Genomic DNA, 14594 nt, shown 5'->3' with positions numbered 1-14594 from the left:
GACTCCGTCCCGACCCGTGGCGCAGCGCCGCCCCGATCGCTTGGCCGGGGGGTCGCCGCGCGGTATCTTTGGCAATTCAGGCACAAAAAAGGAACGGCGTGCAGAATGCCGTTCCTGACGCAATTCTAATTATTAGGGAGAAGGCTTGTCAAGGCACTCCGCGGGTCCCGACGAGCTGCGCAACGACGACGAAACCGGCCACGCTGACGAAACCGGCCACGCCGACGAGATCGGCCACGAGCAGGAGTACGTCTCCATGCTCTACGACCGGCTGGACGGCCTGCGGGAGCAGTCCGCCCGGCGGCTCGCCGAACAGCTACGCGACGGCGGCGGCACCCAGCAGGCCCGGTCCCAGCGCGACAGCGCCGTGAAGATGTACGCCGAGCAGGTCGAGCAGTACTCCGCCGTGGAGAACGGGCTGTGCTTCGGCCGGCTGGACACCGACGACGGCGCCCGCCACTACATCGGCCGGATCGGGATCTTCGACACCAGCGGCGACTACGACCCGCTGCTGATGGACTGGCGGGCCCCCGCCGCCCGCGCCTTCTACCTGGCCACCGCCGCCAACCCGCAGGGCGTGCGGCGACGCCGGCACCTGCGTACCCGGCAGCGGAAGGTGGTCGCCCTCAACGACGAGGTGCTCGACCTGGCCACCGCCTCCCCCACCGCGCACGAGGAGCTGACCGGCGAGGCGTCCCTGCTCGCCGCGCTCAACGCCGGCCGCACCGGCCGGATGCGCGACATCGTCGAGACCATCCAGGCCGAGCAGGACCGGATCATCCGCGCCGACCTGCCCGGGACCCTGGTCGTGCAGGGTGGCCCCGGCACCGGCAAGACGGCCGTCGCCCTGCACCGGGCGGCGTACCTGCTCTACACCCACCGGCGGGAGCTGGCCACCCGGGGCGTGCTGCTGGTCGGCCCGAACGAGACGTTCCTGCGCTACATCTCCCAGGTGCTGCCGGCGCTGGCCGAGACGGGCGTGCTGCTGCGTACCCCCGGGGACCTGTTCCCCGGCGTCAGCGCCCGGCGGGCGGAGCCGGCGGCCACGGCGGCGCTCAAGGGCCGGGCGGAGATGGTGGAGGTGCTGGCCGCGGCCGTGCGGGACCGGCAGTGGGTGCCCGACGAGCCGCTGGAGATCGAGGTCGAGCGGGAGGTGCTGCCGCTGGCCCCGGAGACCGTGCGGGCCGCCCGGGACCGGGCCCGGCGCTCCGGACGGCCGCACAACCTCGCCCGGGCGGTCTTCGACGTCGAGGTCGTGCACGCCCTCGCCGCCCAGGTCGCCGAGCGCATCGGCGCGGACCCGCTCGGCGGGGCCAACCTCCTGGAGGAGGCCGACGTCGCGGAGATCCGCCGGGAGCTGCGCGAGGAGCCCGGCGTGCGGGCCGCCCTGGACCAGCTCTGGCCGGTGCTCACCCCGCAGCGCCTGCTCGCCGACCTCTACGCCGACCCGGACCGCATCGCCGCCGCCACCCCCGGCTGGAGCGACGCCGACCGGGCGGCGCTGTGCCGCGAGCCGGGCGGCTGGACCCCGGCCGACGTGCCGCTGCTGGACGAGGCCGCCGAGCTGCTCGGCGAGGACGACCGGGCCGCCGAGGCCCGCCGGGCCCGCCTGCGCGCCCTGCAACGCGAGTACGCCGAGGGCGTGCTGGAGATCGCCCGGGGCTCCCGGTCGATCGACGTGGAGGACGAGGCGGAGGGCGGCGAGATCCTCGGGGTGGCCGACCTGCTGGACGCCGACCGGCTGCTGGAGCGGCAGCAGTCCAGCGACGGGCTGACCACCGCCCAGCGGGCCGCCGCCGACCGGAGCTGGGCGTTCGGGCACGTCATCATCGACGAGGCGCAGGAGCTGTCGCCGATGGCCTGGCGCCTGCTGATGCGCCGCTGCCCCAGCCGGTCGATGACGATCGTCGGGGACGTGGCGCAGACCGGCGCGCTCGCCGGCACCCCGTCGTGGGGCGAGGCCCTGGAGCCGTACGTGGCGCAGCGGTGGCGGCTGGAGGAGCTGACGGTCAGCTACCGCACCCCCGCCGAGATCATGGCGGTGGCGGCCGGGGTGCTGGCCGAGATCGACCCGCACCTGCGTCCGCCCCGCTCGGTGCGCCGCAGCGGGGTGCCGCCGTGGGAGCGTACGGTCGCCGCCGACCGGCTGGCCGGCGAGCTGGCCGACGCCGCGGTCACCGAGGCCGCCGACCTGACCGACGGACGGCTCGGGGTGATCGTGCCCGCCGGCCGGGTCGACGCGCTGGGCGCGGCGCTGGTGGCGGCCCTGCCCGAGGCGGCCGTCGGCGACCACCCGGAGCTGGAGAGCCGGGTGGTGCTGCTGACGGTGGCCCAGGCCAAGGGGCTGGAGTTCGACACCGTCCTGGTGATCGACCCGGACGGGATCGTCGCCGAGTCGCCGCGCGGGCACAGCGACCTGTACGTCGCGCTGACCCGCGCCACCCAGCGCCTCGGCATCCTCCGCCCCGCCTGACCCGCCCCTCCGGCGTCCTCCGCCGCATGGGCCGGCACTTTGGCGTCCTCCGCCGCGTGGCCCGGCCCCTTCCTTTCGGATCTTGGACAGTTACCGTCTACAACGGACGGTAACTGTCCAAGATTGGCGTGGTGGAGGAGCTTGCGGCGCGGCGTCAGTCCTCGGTGAAGTTGCCGACCTGGCTGGCGCTGCTGGACTGGTCGCTGGTCGCGCCGCCCGCCGGGGTGCTCAGGCCACCCGTGGTCGCGTCGCCCGTCGTGGTCGGGGCGACCTTTCCCGGGTGCCGCTCCGGCTGCCGGGCCACCCGGCGGGTGCTCGCGGGCCCGGCCGTGCCGCCGGTCGTGGTGATCGCGCCCTGGCCCCGGGTGGGGCCGCCGTCGCGCAGCACCGCCGGGTCGATCCGCACGTGCGCCGGGTCGTCCGGGTCCTCGTCCTGGATGACCCGCTGCACGTCGGTCTGCGGCACGGTGACCTCGTCGAGGGCCCCCTCGCCGTAGACGCCGCCGGTGATCCGTTCCTCGGCCTTGCGGGCGGACTCCCGCATCCTGTCGTCCTCACGCACGTCCATCACCTCGCAGAAGTGTCGGAATCTTCCTGCGTGCCCGGCCCGGGGGCGACCAAACGTGCCGGGGCCGCGCGCACCGGCCGCCAGGCCGGGCCGCACCCCGAGCGACAGGCCAGGTCGCACAGGCCCGCACAGGCCGCCCGCGAGCTGCTGCTATCCGGCGACGGGAGGGTGTTACCTCGCCGGGTCGGCCGGGTAGTCGGGGGGTGCCCCCGCCACGAACGTGAACCGTGCCGTGGCCGAAACGCGGTAGCGGGGCGAGGGAGCGCAGTAAGGACTCATCGCATCCTGAGGAGGACAAGATGAGCACGCAGGCTGCATCCACCAGGCCGATGAACCGCACGCAGGAAGCCCCGAACCGGGCGATGAACGACGTGCCGAACCGCGCGATGCAGGAGGCACCCACCCGGCCGATGCCGATGATGCACGACGGGCACCGGGAGCCGATGATGGCGCCGGGCACGGAGACCAAGCAGGCCTTCGCTACCACGGAGTTCTGGGTCTACGTCGCCTCCGTCATCGGCGTGCTCGCCGCGTCGTACCTGGTCGGCAAGAACTCGGTCGGCGTGGACATCTTCCGCGCGCCGCAGGCCTGGTTCTTCATCACGCTGCTGACCATCGGTTACCTCGGTAGCCGGGGCCTGGCCAAGGCCGGCAGCAACTTCCGCAGCGGCGCGGAGCGCAAGGCCCGGCACTGACGCCGGACCAGCTCCGAGCAGCACGGTGGCCCGCCGGGATTCCCGGCGGGCCACCGTCGCGTTTCTTCGCGTACGTGCGGAACTACTCCTCGCCGAAGCCCCAGTCCTCGGCGAAGTCGCCCTCGACGGCGTCCTCGATCATCTCGCCCGCGACCATCCCGCCGACCGCGCCGAGCGCCGCCCCGGCGACGATCCCGCCCATCCCCGGCCCCCGGCTGTGGCCGTGACCGTGGCCGTGCTGCGTCGGGTAGCCGTGCGTGGGGTAGCCGTGCTGCGGCGGGTAGCCCTGCGGGGCCCCGAAGCCCTGGGCGCGCAGGCCGCCGTAACGCGACGTGGTCTCCTGCAGCCAGCCGTCGACCACCTGCGCCCAGTCGACGCGGTCGGCGTCGGCGTGCGAGACGGTGTAGCGGCCGAAGACGTCGTGGCCGGCGCTGAGGAAGCCGCCCCGCTTGTCGCACTCCAGGATCACGTCGATGCCCTGCTGGCTGGTGACGAACGTCAGCTCGACCTCGTTGATGACCTGCGCGTACTGCGGGGCCGCGAAGTATTCGATCTCCTGGTAGAAGGGCAGCGTCTGGTGCACCCCCCGGATGTGGCCGCGCTCCAGGTCGGCGCCCTTGAAGCGGAAGCCGAGCCGGGCGAACGCCTCCAGGATGCGCTCCTGCACCGGCAGCGGGTGCACGGCGACCTGGTCGAGGTCGCTCTTGTCGACGGCCCGGGCCACCGCCACCTCGGTGCGCAGCCCCATCGTCATGCCGTGCAGGCGCTGGCCGTACACGTCGGTGATCGGGGTCTCCCACGGCACCGGGAGCTGGAACGGGATTGACAGCTGCTGCTTCGGGGCGAGCTCGAAGGCCCCGCTGACCGGCATCCGGTGGAACTCCATGATGCCCGCGTACTCGCTGTCGCCGCTCTCGATCTCGACGCGGGTGACCAGACCGACGGCGATCTGCTCGATGGCGGCCGGGGCCTCCCCGCCGACCAGGTTGACCCGGCCGTCGAGGGCCAGGCCGGGCCGGGTGTTCGGGTTCGCCAGGACGGTGTCCACGGTCGGACCGCCCACCCCGAACGCGCTCAACATCTTCTTGAAGACCATCGCCACTCCCGCAGGTGCGCGCTCCACCCTGGAGCGTCGCAGCTCACCGGACCGACCCTAGCCTGCACCGCTGTGAGATGCCTGGGAACACCCCGTACGCCCTGCTCGGCGGCGCCCAGACCCGGGCGCGACTCCCAAGCGCGTGGCCAGGGCGTGAGAAGGGGACCCTTCTCTACCGTATGCGTTAACAAGGGGCCCTTCCTTACACCTCCACCACGACCAGGTCGCCCACCTGCTCGGCGAGCGGGGCGCGGGCGGCCGGGTCGAGCCCCGCGTCGGTGATCAGCACGTCCGCGTCGGCGAGCGGGGCGATGGTGGCGATGCCGATGGTCTCCCACTTGGTGTGGTCGGCCAGCACCACCAGCCGCCGGGCGGCGTGCACCAGCCGCCGGTTGATGCCGGCTTCCAGCAGGTTGGGGGTGGTGAAGCCGGTGCGCGGGCTCATCCCGTGCACCCCGAGGAAGAGCACGTCGACGTTGAGCGTGCTGACGGCGGCCTCGGCCACCGGCCCGGTGAGCGCGTCCGACGGGGTGCGGATGCCGCCGGTGAGCACGACCGTGCGGTCGGCGCGCGGGTCGGCGTAGAGCGCGTCGGCGACCGGGATCGAGTTGGTCACCACGGTCAGCCCCCGCACGTCGGCGAGCAGGGTCGCCAGGGCGGCCGTGGTGGTGCCGGCGGAGAGCGCGATCGCCATACCGGGCTCCACCAGGGTGGCGGCCCGCTCGGCGATGGCCCGCTTCTCGTCGCGCTGGCGGATCGACTTGGCGGCGAAGCCGGGCTCCTCGGCCGAGCCGGGCCCGGCCAGGGTCGCCCCGCCGTGCACCTTGTCGATCAGCCCGCGCTCGGCGAGCGCCTCCAGGTCGCGGCGGATGGTCATGTCGGAGACGCCGAAGCGGGTCACCAGGTGGCTGACCCGCACGCCGCCGCGCTGCCGGATCAGCTCAAGGATGGCGCTCTGCCGTTGCTGGGCGAGCATCGGAGTCCTCCTCCCGGACCACGGCCACCTCGCCCGGGGCGACCTCCAGCTCCCCGGCGCACCGGCCGCCCGCAAGCAGCTCGGTGCCGGTGGCGGCGATCCGGGCCGGGCGGTCGGTGTGGTTGACGACGAACAGCCAGCTCCGCCCGTCACCCCGGCGGCGGACCACCTCCACCCCGGGCGGGGCGTCGGCGGCCGGCCGGACCCCGGCCTCGGCCAGCAGCCGGGCCACCAGGCGGTCGGTGGCGGCGTCGTCGAGCCGGGTGGCCGCGTACCAGGCCGCGCCGGCGCCGACGGCGTTGCGGGTCAGCGCCGGGACCCCGGGCAGGGGCCCGTCGGCGTACGCGGCGACGACCTCCGCGCCGGCCGGGTGCAGCCACTCGGTCCACACGTCGGCGGCGGAGCCGTCGTCGAGGGTGACCCGCTCGCCCTCGCGCAACGGGAAGAACTCCTCGGTGCGGATGCCGAGCAGCTCCCGGAACGCGCCGGGGTAGCCGCCGAGCCGGACGTGGTCGTGCTCGTCGACGATGCCGCTGAAGTAGGTCACCAGGGCGGTGCCGCCGGCGGCGACCCAGCCGTGCAGGGCCTCGGCGTCGGCGTCGCGGACGAGGTAGAGCGTCGGCACCAGCACGAGGCGGTAGCGGGACAGGTCGGTAGACGGGTGCACCACGTCGGCGGTGACGCCGGCCCGCCAGAGCGCGCCGTGCAGGGCGGCGAGCCGGTCGGCGTACGTGACGTCGACGCTGGGGTGGGAGTCCAGCTCGACGCCCCACCACGCCTCGTAGTCGAACAGGATCGCCACGTCGGCGTCGACGCGGCTGCCGCGTACCTCGGCGAGGGCCTTGAGGTCGGCGCCGAGCCCGCACACCTCGCGGAAGACCTTGGTGTCCGCCCCGGCGTGCGGGACGAGCGCCGAGTGGTATTTCTCCGCCCCGGCCCGGGAGGCCCGCCACTGGAAGAACAGCACCCCGTCGGCGCCCCGGGCGACGTGGGCGAGGCTGTTGCGGCGCAGCTGCCCGGGTGCCTTCGCCACGTTGCGGGGCTGCCAGTTGACGGCGCTGGTGGAGTGCTCCATGAGCAGCCACGGCGCGCCACCGGCGACGCCCCGGGTGTGGTCGGCAGCCAGCGCCAGCCCGACGTGCGACTGCGGGTCGGCGGCGGTGAGGTAGTGGTCGGTGGCGACCAGGTCCACGTCGGCGGCCCAGGAGTGGTAGTCCATGTGCTTGCTCATGCCCACCATGAAGTTGGTGGTGACGGGCTGGGCGACGATCCGCTTGAGCAGGTCGCGCTCGGCGCGCAGCTGGGCGCGCTGCTCGTCGGAGGAGAAGCGCAGGAAGTCGAGCTGCTGGGTGGGGTTGGCGAAGGTCGGCGCGGCGCGCGGCGGGTTGATCTCGGCCCAGTCGCCGTAGCGCTGGCTCCAGAAGAGGGTGCCCCACGCCTCGTTGAGGGCCGCCAGGTCGCCGTAGCGCTCGCGCAGCCAGCCCCGGAACGCCGCCGCGCTCACGTCGCAGTAGCAGTGCACGTTGTGGCAGCCCAGCTCGTTGGAGACGTGCCACATCACCACGGCGGGGTGGTCGGCGTAGCGGGTGGCGACGGCCTCGACGAGGGCGAGCGAGCGCTCGCGGAACACCGGCGAGCTGGGGCAGTACGCCTGCCGGCCGCCCGGCCACAGCACGGTGCCGTCGGCGCGGCGGGGCAGCGTCTCGGGGTGGGCGTGGGCCAGCCACGGCGGCGGGCTGGCGGTGGCGGTGGCGAGGTCGACCGAGATGCCCCCGGCGTGCAGCGTGTCGAGGGCGCGGTCGAGCCAGCCGAAGTCGTACGTGCCGGGGGTGGGCTCCAGCAGGGCCCAGGAGAAGATGCCGACGGAGACCAGGTTGACCCCGGCCCGGCGCATGAGCTCCACGTCCTCGGCCCAGGTCTGCTCGGGCCACTGCTCGGGGTTGTAGTCGGCGCCGTAGTAGATGCCGTCGCCCTGCCAGCCGGTGTCGTGTCGATCCCGCATGAGGGCACAGCGTGCCCGCGCGGCTCACCCAAGTCAACACTTTTCAACATCGCGGTTCTTTACAACGTTTACCGCGTCGATCCCCTTGTCACAGCGCGGTTTCGATCGACAGATCGACCCTTGACAGCGCCCGACGGACGAGTAGCTTGAGGCGCCTATGGCCGTTCGTGTTCGCTGATGTGGGTTCACGGTGGATCCGCTGTGGCATTCCCGAACGCCGACCGCCCCACCACCCCCACCACCCCTCCCCCGGGTGCCGCACCCCTTCTCAGCCGCAGGAGGCACCATGTCCCGTCCCCGCACCCAGGCCGAGTACCTCGCCCGGCTCGTACCCCCGTCCGTCGCCGGCCTGCGCCGGCGCTCCCTGCTGGCCGGCGCGGCCGGCACGGGCGCCCTGCTCGGCACCGGCCTGCTCGCCGGCTGTGGCTCGGACTCCGAGTCCGGCGGGGCGGAGTCGAAGACGGTGTCGCTCGGCTCGAACCAGTCCGACCCCAAGCCCAAGGACGTGATCGCCAAGGTCATGGCCGGGTTCCAGACCGCCTCCGGCGTCGAGGTCGCGATCAACACGGTCGACCACAACACGTTCCAGGAGAACATCAACAACTACCTGCAGGGCAAGCCGGACGACGTCTACACCTGGTTCGCCGGCTACCGCATGCGGTTCTTCGCGGCGAAGGGCCTGGCCGGCGACGTCAGCGACGTGTGGGGCAAGCTCTCCGGCTACTCCGACGCGTTCAAGAAGGCGTCGACCGGCGACGACGGCAAGCAGTACTTCGTGCCGGCGTCGTACTACCCGTGGGCGATGTTCTACCGCAAGTCGGTGTGGCAGCAGCGCGGCTACCAGGTGCCGAAGACCCTCGACGAGCTGAACGCCCTCGGCGCGCAGATGAAGAAGGACGGCCTCAACCCGATCGCCTTCGGCGACAAGGACGGCTGGCCGGCGATGGGCACCTTCGACATCCTCAACCTGCGGATCAACGGCTACCAGTTCCACGTCGACCTGATGGCCGGCAAGGAGGCGTGGACCTCCGACAAGGTGAAGAAGGTCTTCGACACGTGGGCGGGGCTGCTGCCGCTGCACCAGGCCGACAGCCTCGGCCGGACGTGGCAGGAGGCGGCCCAGTCGCTGCAGCAGAAGAAGTCCGGCATGTACCTCCTCGGCCTCTTCGTCGGCCAGCAGTTCAGCAACGACGAGCAGGACGACCTCGACTTCTTCACCTTCCCCGAGATCGACCCGGCGATCGGGGCCAAGGCCCTGGACGCGCCGATCGACGGCTACATGATGGCCCGCAAGCCGAAGTCCGAGGCCAACGCCAAGAAGCTGATGGAATACCTCGGCTCGAAGGACGCCGCCAACGTCACCGTCAAGAACGACCCGAGCACGCTGGTGGCCAACAGCGGCGCCGACGTCAGCGGCTACACCGCGCTGCAGAAGAAGGCCGCCGAACTGGTCGGCTCGGCCACCGAGATCGCCCAGTTCCTCGACCGGGACACCCGGCCCGACTTCGCCTCCACCGTGATGATCCCGGCCATCCAGCAGTTCATCAAGGACCCGAAGGACATCAGCGGGCTGCTCACCAGCATCGAGAACCAGAAGAAGTCGATCTTCACCGACTGACGACGGCGAGAGGCGAGGACACGTGTCCGACCTGCCCCTGATCCAAGCGGATCCCGCCGTGTCGTCGCCGGCCGCGACCGCCCGCAAGGGTGGTCGCGGCCGCGGGCCACGGCTCCTGTCCCGCACCGACCGCGTGGTGATCGCGCTGATGGTGCTCGTACCGCTGCTGCTGGTCGTCGGCCTGGTGTGGTTTCCGGCCGTGGCCACGGTGGCGCTGTCCGGCACGAACTGGGACGGCATCGGCCCCATCAGCGAGATCGAGTGGGTCGGTGGCCGCAACTACTCCGACGTGATCAACATCTATCCGCCGTTCGTGCCGGCCGTGCAGAACAACCTGCTCTGGCTCGCGGCGCTGTTCGTGGTCGCCACCCCGTTCGGCATGTTCCTCGCCGTGCTGCTGGACAAGGAGATCCGGGGCAGCCGGTTCTACCAGACCGCGCTCTACCTGCCGGTGGTGCTCTCGCTGGCGCTCATCGGCTTCGTCTGGCAGCTCATCTACTCCCGCGACCAGGGCCTGCTCAACGCGGCGCTGGGCACCAGCACCGACTGGTACGGCGACCCGGACGTCAACATCTGGGCGGTGCTCGTCGCCGCCGGCTGGCGGCACGTCGGCTACATCATGCTGCTCTACCTCGCCGGGCTGAAGGGCGTCGACCCGTCGCTGCGGGAGGCCGCCGCCGTCGACGGCGCGTCCGAGGCCACCACCTTCTTCAAGGTGGTCTTCCCGGTGCTGCGGCCGATCAACATCATCGTGCTGGTGGTGACGGTCATCGAGTCGCTGCGCGCGTTCGACCTGGTCTGGGTCGTCAACAAGGGCCGCAACGGGCTGGAGCTGATCTCCGCGCTGGTCACCCAGAACGTGGTCGGCGAGGCCAGCCGCATCGGCTTCGGCTCGGCGCTGGCGACGCTCATGCTGGTCGTCTCGCTGGTCTTCATCACCGTCTACCTGGCGACCGTCATGAGGGAGAACCGGAAGTGACCGCCGCTGCCCCGACCCGCGTACCGGCCGCCGCCGCGTCCACCCGCCGCCGCCGGCCGCCCCGACCCGCCCGGGTCGTCCTGCACCTCTTCCTGGGCGCGGTCGCCGTCGGCTGGCTGTTCCCGATCCTCTGGGCGGTGCTGACCTCGCTGCGCTCCTACGAATACACCGCCGCCAACGGCTACGTCTCCCTCGGCGGCTGGACCCTCGACAACTACGTCACCGCGTGGCGCACCGCCGAGTTCGGCAAGCACTTCCTCAACTCCGTCTACATCACCGTTCCGGCGGTGCTGCTGACGCTGTTCCTGGCCTCCTGCGTCGCGTTCGTCATCGCCCGGTTCAGCTGGAAACTCAACATCGTCCTGCTCGGCCTGTTCACCGCCGCGAACCTGCTGCCCCAGCAGGCCCTGCTGATCCCGCTGTTCCGGCTGTTCACCGAGGTGCCGCTGCCGCTGTTCATGAGCGACTCGGAGCTGCTCTACGACAGCTACTGGGGGCTGATCCTGGTCAACGTCGCCTTCCAGTGCGGCTTCTGCGTCTTCGTGCTGAGCAACTACATGAAGGCCCTGCCGCACGAGCTGTACGAGGCGGCGATGGTCGACGGGGCCAGCGTGTGGCGGCAGTACTGGCAGGTGACCATGCCGCTGTGCCGACCCGCGCTGGCGGCGCTGGCCACCCTGGAGGTGACCTGGATCTACAACGAGTTCTTCTGGGCCACCGTGCTCATGCGCACCGGCGACAAGTTCCCGGTGACCAGCTCGCTGAACAACCTGCGCGGCGAGTTCTTCACCGACAACAACCTCGTCTCGGCCGGCTCCGTGCTGGTCGCGATCCCCACCCTGGTGATCTTCTTCCTGTTGCAGAAGCAGTTCGTCCGGGGCCTGACGCTGGGAGCCTCCAAGGGATGACGATCGTCCACCTGCGCCGGGCCGCGACCAGCCTGGTGCTCGACGCACGCGGCCCCGGGCTGCCCCGGGTCGCGCACTGGGGCGCCGACCTCGGCCCGCTCGCCGCCGACGACCTGACCGCGGTGGTCGCCGCGACCGTGCCGCCGGTGGCGCCGAGCAGCTTCGACGCCCCGACCGTGCTGTCGCTGCTGCCGGAGGCGAGCGCCGGCTGGAGCGGCCGGCCCGGGCTGGCCGGGCACCGCGCCGACACCGCCTGGTCCACGGCGTTCCACCTCGACGCCCTCGACGTCACCGACGAGCCCGACGGTCCCGCTCGGGTCGCGGTGACAGCCAGCGACCCCGACGCGGCACTGACGCTGACCGTCGAGGTCGAGCTGGACCCGGCCGGGCTGGTGCTGCTGCGGCACCGGCTGCGCAACGACGGCGACACCCCGTACGAGCTGCGGGAGCTGACCGGCGTGCTGCCGGTGCCGGCGGTCGCCACCGAGCTGCTCGACCTGACCGGCCGGTGGTGCCGGGAACGGTCGCCGCAGCGGCACCCGTGGCCGATGGGCGCGTGGGTGCGGGAGGGCCGGCACGGGCGCACCGGGCACGACGCGACGCTGCTGCTGGTGGCCGGCACCGCCGGGTTCGGCTTCCGGCACGGCGAGGTGTGGGCGGTGCACACCGCGTGGAGCGGCGACCACGTCACGTTCGCCGAACGGCGGCCCACCGGGGACGCCACGCTGGGCGGCGGCGAGCTGCTGGGCAGCGGGGAGATCACGCTCGGCCCCGGCGAGTCCTACGCCACCCCCCTGCTCTACGCGGCGTACTCGACCGCCGGCCTCGACGGGCTCAGCGACGCGCTGCACGCCCACCTGCGCGCCCGACCGGGGCACCCGCGTTCGGCGCGGCCGGTCACCCTCAACGTGTGGGAGGCCGTCTACTTCGACCACGACCTGGACCGGCTGCGCGCCCTCGCCGACCACGCCGCCGCCATCGGGGTGGAACGGTTCGTGCTCGACGACGGCTGGTTCGTCGGCCGCCGGCACGACCGGGCCGGGCTCGGCGACTGGTACGTCGACGAAACGGTCTGGCCGGGCGGGCTGCAACCGCTGATCGACCACGTGCGCGGGCACGGCATGCAGTTCGGCCTCTGGGTCGAGCCGGAGATGGTCAACCCCGACTCCGACCTGTTCCGCGCCCGCCCCGAGTGGGTGCTCCAGGTGCCCGGCCGGCTGCCGCCCGCGTGGCGGCACCAGCAGGTGCTCGACCTGGCCAACCCGGGCGCGTACGCGTACGTGCTGGGGCGGCTCGACGCCCTGCTGCGCGACCACGACGGCATCGCGTACCTGAAGTGGGACCACAACCGGGACCTCACGGAGGCCGGCCATGCCGGACGGCCCGGGGTGCACGCGCAGACCGCCGCCGCCTACCGGCTGCTCGACGAGCTGCGCGCCCGCCACCCGGGGCTGGAGATCGAGAGCTGCTCCTCCGGCGGCGCGCGGGTCGACCTGGAGATCCTGCGCCGCACCGACCGGGTCTGGGCCAGCGACTGCAACGACGCCCTGGAACGGCTGGCCATCCAGCGGTGGACCGGGCTGCTGCTGCCGCCGGAGCTGGTCGGCAGCCACGTCGGGCCCGACCGCTCGCACACCACGCACCGGGTGCACGACCTGGGCTTCCGGGCCGCCACCGCGCTGTTCGGCCACTTCGGCGTCGAGTGGGACATCGGCTCGGCAAGCGCCGCCGACCGGGTCGAGCTGGCAGCCTGGGTGGCGCTGCACAAGCGGCTGCGACCGCTGCTGCACGCCGGCCGGGTCGTCCGGGTCGACCACCCCGACCCGGCCGTCTGGGCGCACGGCGTGGTCGCCGCAGACCTCACCCACGCGGTGTACGCCGTGGCGCGCGTCGCCACCTCGGTCGCCCAGGTGCCGGGCGCGCTGCGGTTGCCGGGGCTCGACCCGGCCCGCCGGTACGCGGTCCGGCCGGCGGCCGGCGTGCCGGAGCCGGCGGTGCTGCAGCTGACGGACCCGGGCTGGCTGCCCGGGGTGACCCTGTCGGGCGCGGTGCTCGCCTCGGTCGGCCTGCAGCTGCCGGCCCTGCACCCCGAGCAGACCCTGCTGCTGGAGGTCGACGCGGTCGACTGATCCCCCGTCTTGACCTTCCCCCTCGGGCAGGCCACAGGCTGGTGCCTGCCGGTCGCGGTGACCGGCACGAGGAGGACGCGACGTGGGGCTGCTGACCATCGGAGGGTTCGCCAGGGCCGCACGGCTGACGCCGAAGGCGCTGCGCCTGTACGACGAGCTGGGCCTGCTCCGGCCAGCGGCGGTCGATCCCGAGTCGGGCTACCGACTCTACGACCCGGCCCAGTTGGAGCGGGCCCGGCTGATCGCCTCGCTGCGGCGCATCGGCATGCCGCTGGCCGAGATCGGTGCCGTCTGCGGGCTGCGGCCCGAGGCGGCGGCCGAGGCCGTCGACGCATACTGGCGGCGGGTAGCCGCCGACACGGCGGAACGCGGTCGCCTCGCCACCCTTCTCGTCGGCAACCTGTCCGGAAAGGGGTCCGTCGTGGACCACCACACGCTCGCCGTCCGCCACGCCACCCGGTGCGAGATCGGGGCCGCGCGGGACAGCAACGAGGACGCCGCGTACGCCGACGAGCGGCTGCTGGCCGTGGCCGACGGCATGCGCGGGCCCGGCGGCGCAGCGGCCAGCGCCGCCGCGATCGACGTCCTCCGGGCGCTGGAGCCCGCCGACATGCCGGCCACCGAACTGCTCGCGCTGCTGGCCGACGGGGTCGACGAGGCCCACCGCGCCGTGCGCGGGCTGGCAGTGGACCCGCACCAGCCGGTCACCACGCTGACCGCGCTGCTGCGCTCCGGCTCCCGGGTGGCGCTGGTGCACGTCGGCGACAGCCGGGCGTACCTGCTGCGCGATGGCGAGCTGCACCGGCTCACCCGGGACCACACGTACGTGCAGTCGCTGGTCGACGCCGGCCGGCTGGCCCCGGAGGCGGTCGCCGCCCACCCGCAGCGGGCCGTGCTGGTGCGCGCTGTCGGGGCCGGCGGCGAGCACGTCGAGGCGGACCTGGGGCTGCGCGACGCCCGCGCCGGTGACCGGTACCTGCTCTGCTCCGACGGGCTCTCGGCGGTGGTCGACCCGGCGGCGGTGCGTGAGGCGCTGGGCGGGGCCGGCGGGCCGGACGAGGCTGCGGACCGGCTGGTCGCACTCGCGTACGCCGTCGGCGCGCCCGACAACGTCGCCTGCGTGGTCGCCGACGTCGTCGCGGTCTAGCCC

Annotated in this window: 11 protein-coding genes; 7 read left to right on the top strand and 4 right to left on the bottom strand. The window is 73.0% G+C overall.

The window, feature by feature from the left end; translation table 11 throughout:
• Positions 1-256 precede the first annotated feature (256 nt).
• Positions 257-2473: a HelD family protein gene (locus ACVMYR_RS26670; protein ID WP_457123120.1), complete on the top strand. Its 2217-nt coding sequence runs from the start codon at positions 257-259 to the stop codon at positions 2471-2473.
• Positions 2474-2627: 154 nt separating this feature from the next.
• On the opposite strand, the gene ACVMYR_RS26665 is transcribed toward ACVMYR_RS26670, so the two are convergent.
• Entirely contained in the window at positions 2628-3035 is a 408-nt protein-coding gene (locus ACVMYR_RS26665) for a hypothetical protein (protein ID WP_077936918.1), read from the bottom strand.
• Positions 3036-3340: 305 nt separating this feature from the next.
• On the opposite strand from ACVMYR_RS26665, the gene ACVMYR_RS26660 reads away from it, so the two are divergent.
• Positions 3341-3736, top strand: a complete 396-nt coding sequence (locus tag ACVMYR_RS26660) for a hypothetical protein (protein WP_043962619.1) — start codon at positions 3341-3343, stop codon at positions 3734-3736.
• 82 nt (positions 3737-3818) lie between these two features.
• On the opposite strand, the gene ACVMYR_RS26655 is transcribed toward ACVMYR_RS26660, so the two are convergent.
• From ACVMYR_RS26655 to ACVMYR_RS26645, 3 genes are all read right to left on the bottom strand, one after another.
• Positions 3819-4832, bottom strand: a complete 1014-nt coding sequence (locus tag ACVMYR_RS26655; RefSeq protein WP_396793325.1) for a sporulation protein — start codon at positions 4830-4832, stop codon at positions 3819-3821.
• 202 nt (positions 4833-5034) lie between these two features.
• A complete protein-coding gene (locus ACVMYR_RS26650; RefSeq protein WP_091286446.1) occupies positions 5035-5808 on the bottom strand; it encodes a DeoR/GlpR family DNA-binding transcription regulator in 774 nt (257 codons plus the stop codon).
• A complete protein-coding gene (locus tag ACVMYR_RS26645) occupies positions 5774-7810 on the bottom strand; it encodes a beta-galactosidase (protein ID WP_457123048.1) in 2037 nt (678 codons plus the stop codon). The genes ACVMYR_RS26650 and ACVMYR_RS26645 overlap by 35 nt, the downstream gene beginning before the upstream one ends.
• A 286-nt stretch (positions 7811-8096) precedes the next feature.
• Between ACVMYR_RS26645 and ACVMYR_RS26640 the strand changes: the two genes are divergently transcribed.
• The 5 genes from ACVMYR_RS26640 to ACVMYR_RS26620 all read left to right on the top strand — a co-directional run bounded on the left by ACVMYR_RS26640 (position 8097) and on the right by ACVMYR_RS26620 (position 14591).
• A complete protein-coding gene (locus ACVMYR_RS26640; protein WP_353898897.1) occupies positions 8097-9428 on the top strand; it encodes an ABC transporter substrate-binding protein in 1332 nt (443 codons plus the stop codon).
• Between the two features lie 22 nt (positions 9429-9450).
• On the top strand, positions 9451-10407 hold the full coding sequence (locus ACVMYR_RS26635) for a carbohydrate ABC transporter permease (protein ID WP_077936910.1): 957 nt from the start codon (positions 9451-9453) through the stop codon (positions 10405-10407).
• Positions 10404-11315 carry a carbohydrate ABC transporter permease gene (locus ACVMYR_RS26630; protein ID WP_077936909.1) on the top strand — a complete coding sequence of 304 codons (912 nt, stop codon included), beginning with the start codon at positions 10404-10406 and terminating at the stop codon, positions 11313-11315. Before ACVMYR_RS26635 ends, ACVMYR_RS26630 begins: the two co-directional genes overlap by 4 nt.
• A complete protein-coding gene (locus ACVMYR_RS26625; RefSeq protein ID WP_457123047.1) occupies positions 11312-13444 on the top strand; it encodes an alpha-galactosidase in 2133 nt (710 codons plus the stop codon). The genes ACVMYR_RS26630 and ACVMYR_RS26625 overlap by 4 nt, the downstream gene beginning before the upstream one ends.
• Before the next feature lie 82 nt (positions 13445-13526).
• Positions 13527-14591 (top strand): MerR family transcriptional regulator, encoded by a 1065-nt coding sequence (locus tag ACVMYR_RS26620; RefSeq protein WP_457123046.1) that lies wholly within the window; start codon positions 13527-13529, stop codon positions 14589-14591.
• Positions 14592-14594 lie beyond the last annotated feature (3 nt).

This window comes from Micromonospora sp. PTRAS2 (genome assembly GCF_054052245.1).
Note: the sequence above shows the minus strand (reverse complement) of the source record. Positions and strands in the feature narration are given on the sequence as shown.

Bases quoted from the DNA above. Each gene is read 5' to 3' on its own strand.
- ACVMYR_RS26640 (WP_353898897.1), top strand. From the start codon at position 8,097: ATGTCCCGTCCCCGCACCCAGGCCGAGTACCTCGCCCGGCTCGTACCC.
- ACVMYR_RS26650 (WP_091286446.1), bottom strand. From the start codon at position 5,808: ATGCTCGCCCAGCAACGGCAGAGCGCCATCCTTGAGCTGATCCGGCAG.
- ACVMYR_RS26670 (WP_457123120.1), top strand. From the start codon at position 257: ATGCTCTACGACCGGCTGGACGGCCTGCGGGAGCAGTCCGCCCGGCGG.
- ACVMYR_RS26625 (WP_457123047.1), top strand. From the start codon at position 11,312: ATGACGATCGTCCACCTGCGCCGGGCCGCGACCAGCCTGGTGCTCGAC.
- ACVMYR_RS26645 (WP_457123048.1), bottom strand. From the start codon at position 7,810: ATGCGGGATCGACACGACACCGGCTGGCAGGGCGACGGCATCTACTAC.
- ACVMYR_RS26660 (WP_043962619.1), top strand. From the start codon at position 3,341: ATGAGCACGCAGGCTGCATCCACCAGGCCGATGAACCGCACGCAGGAA.
- ACVMYR_RS26655 (WP_396793325.1), bottom strand. From the start codon at position 4,832: ATGGTCTTCAAGAAGATGTTGAGCGCGTTCGGGGTGGGCGGTCCGACC.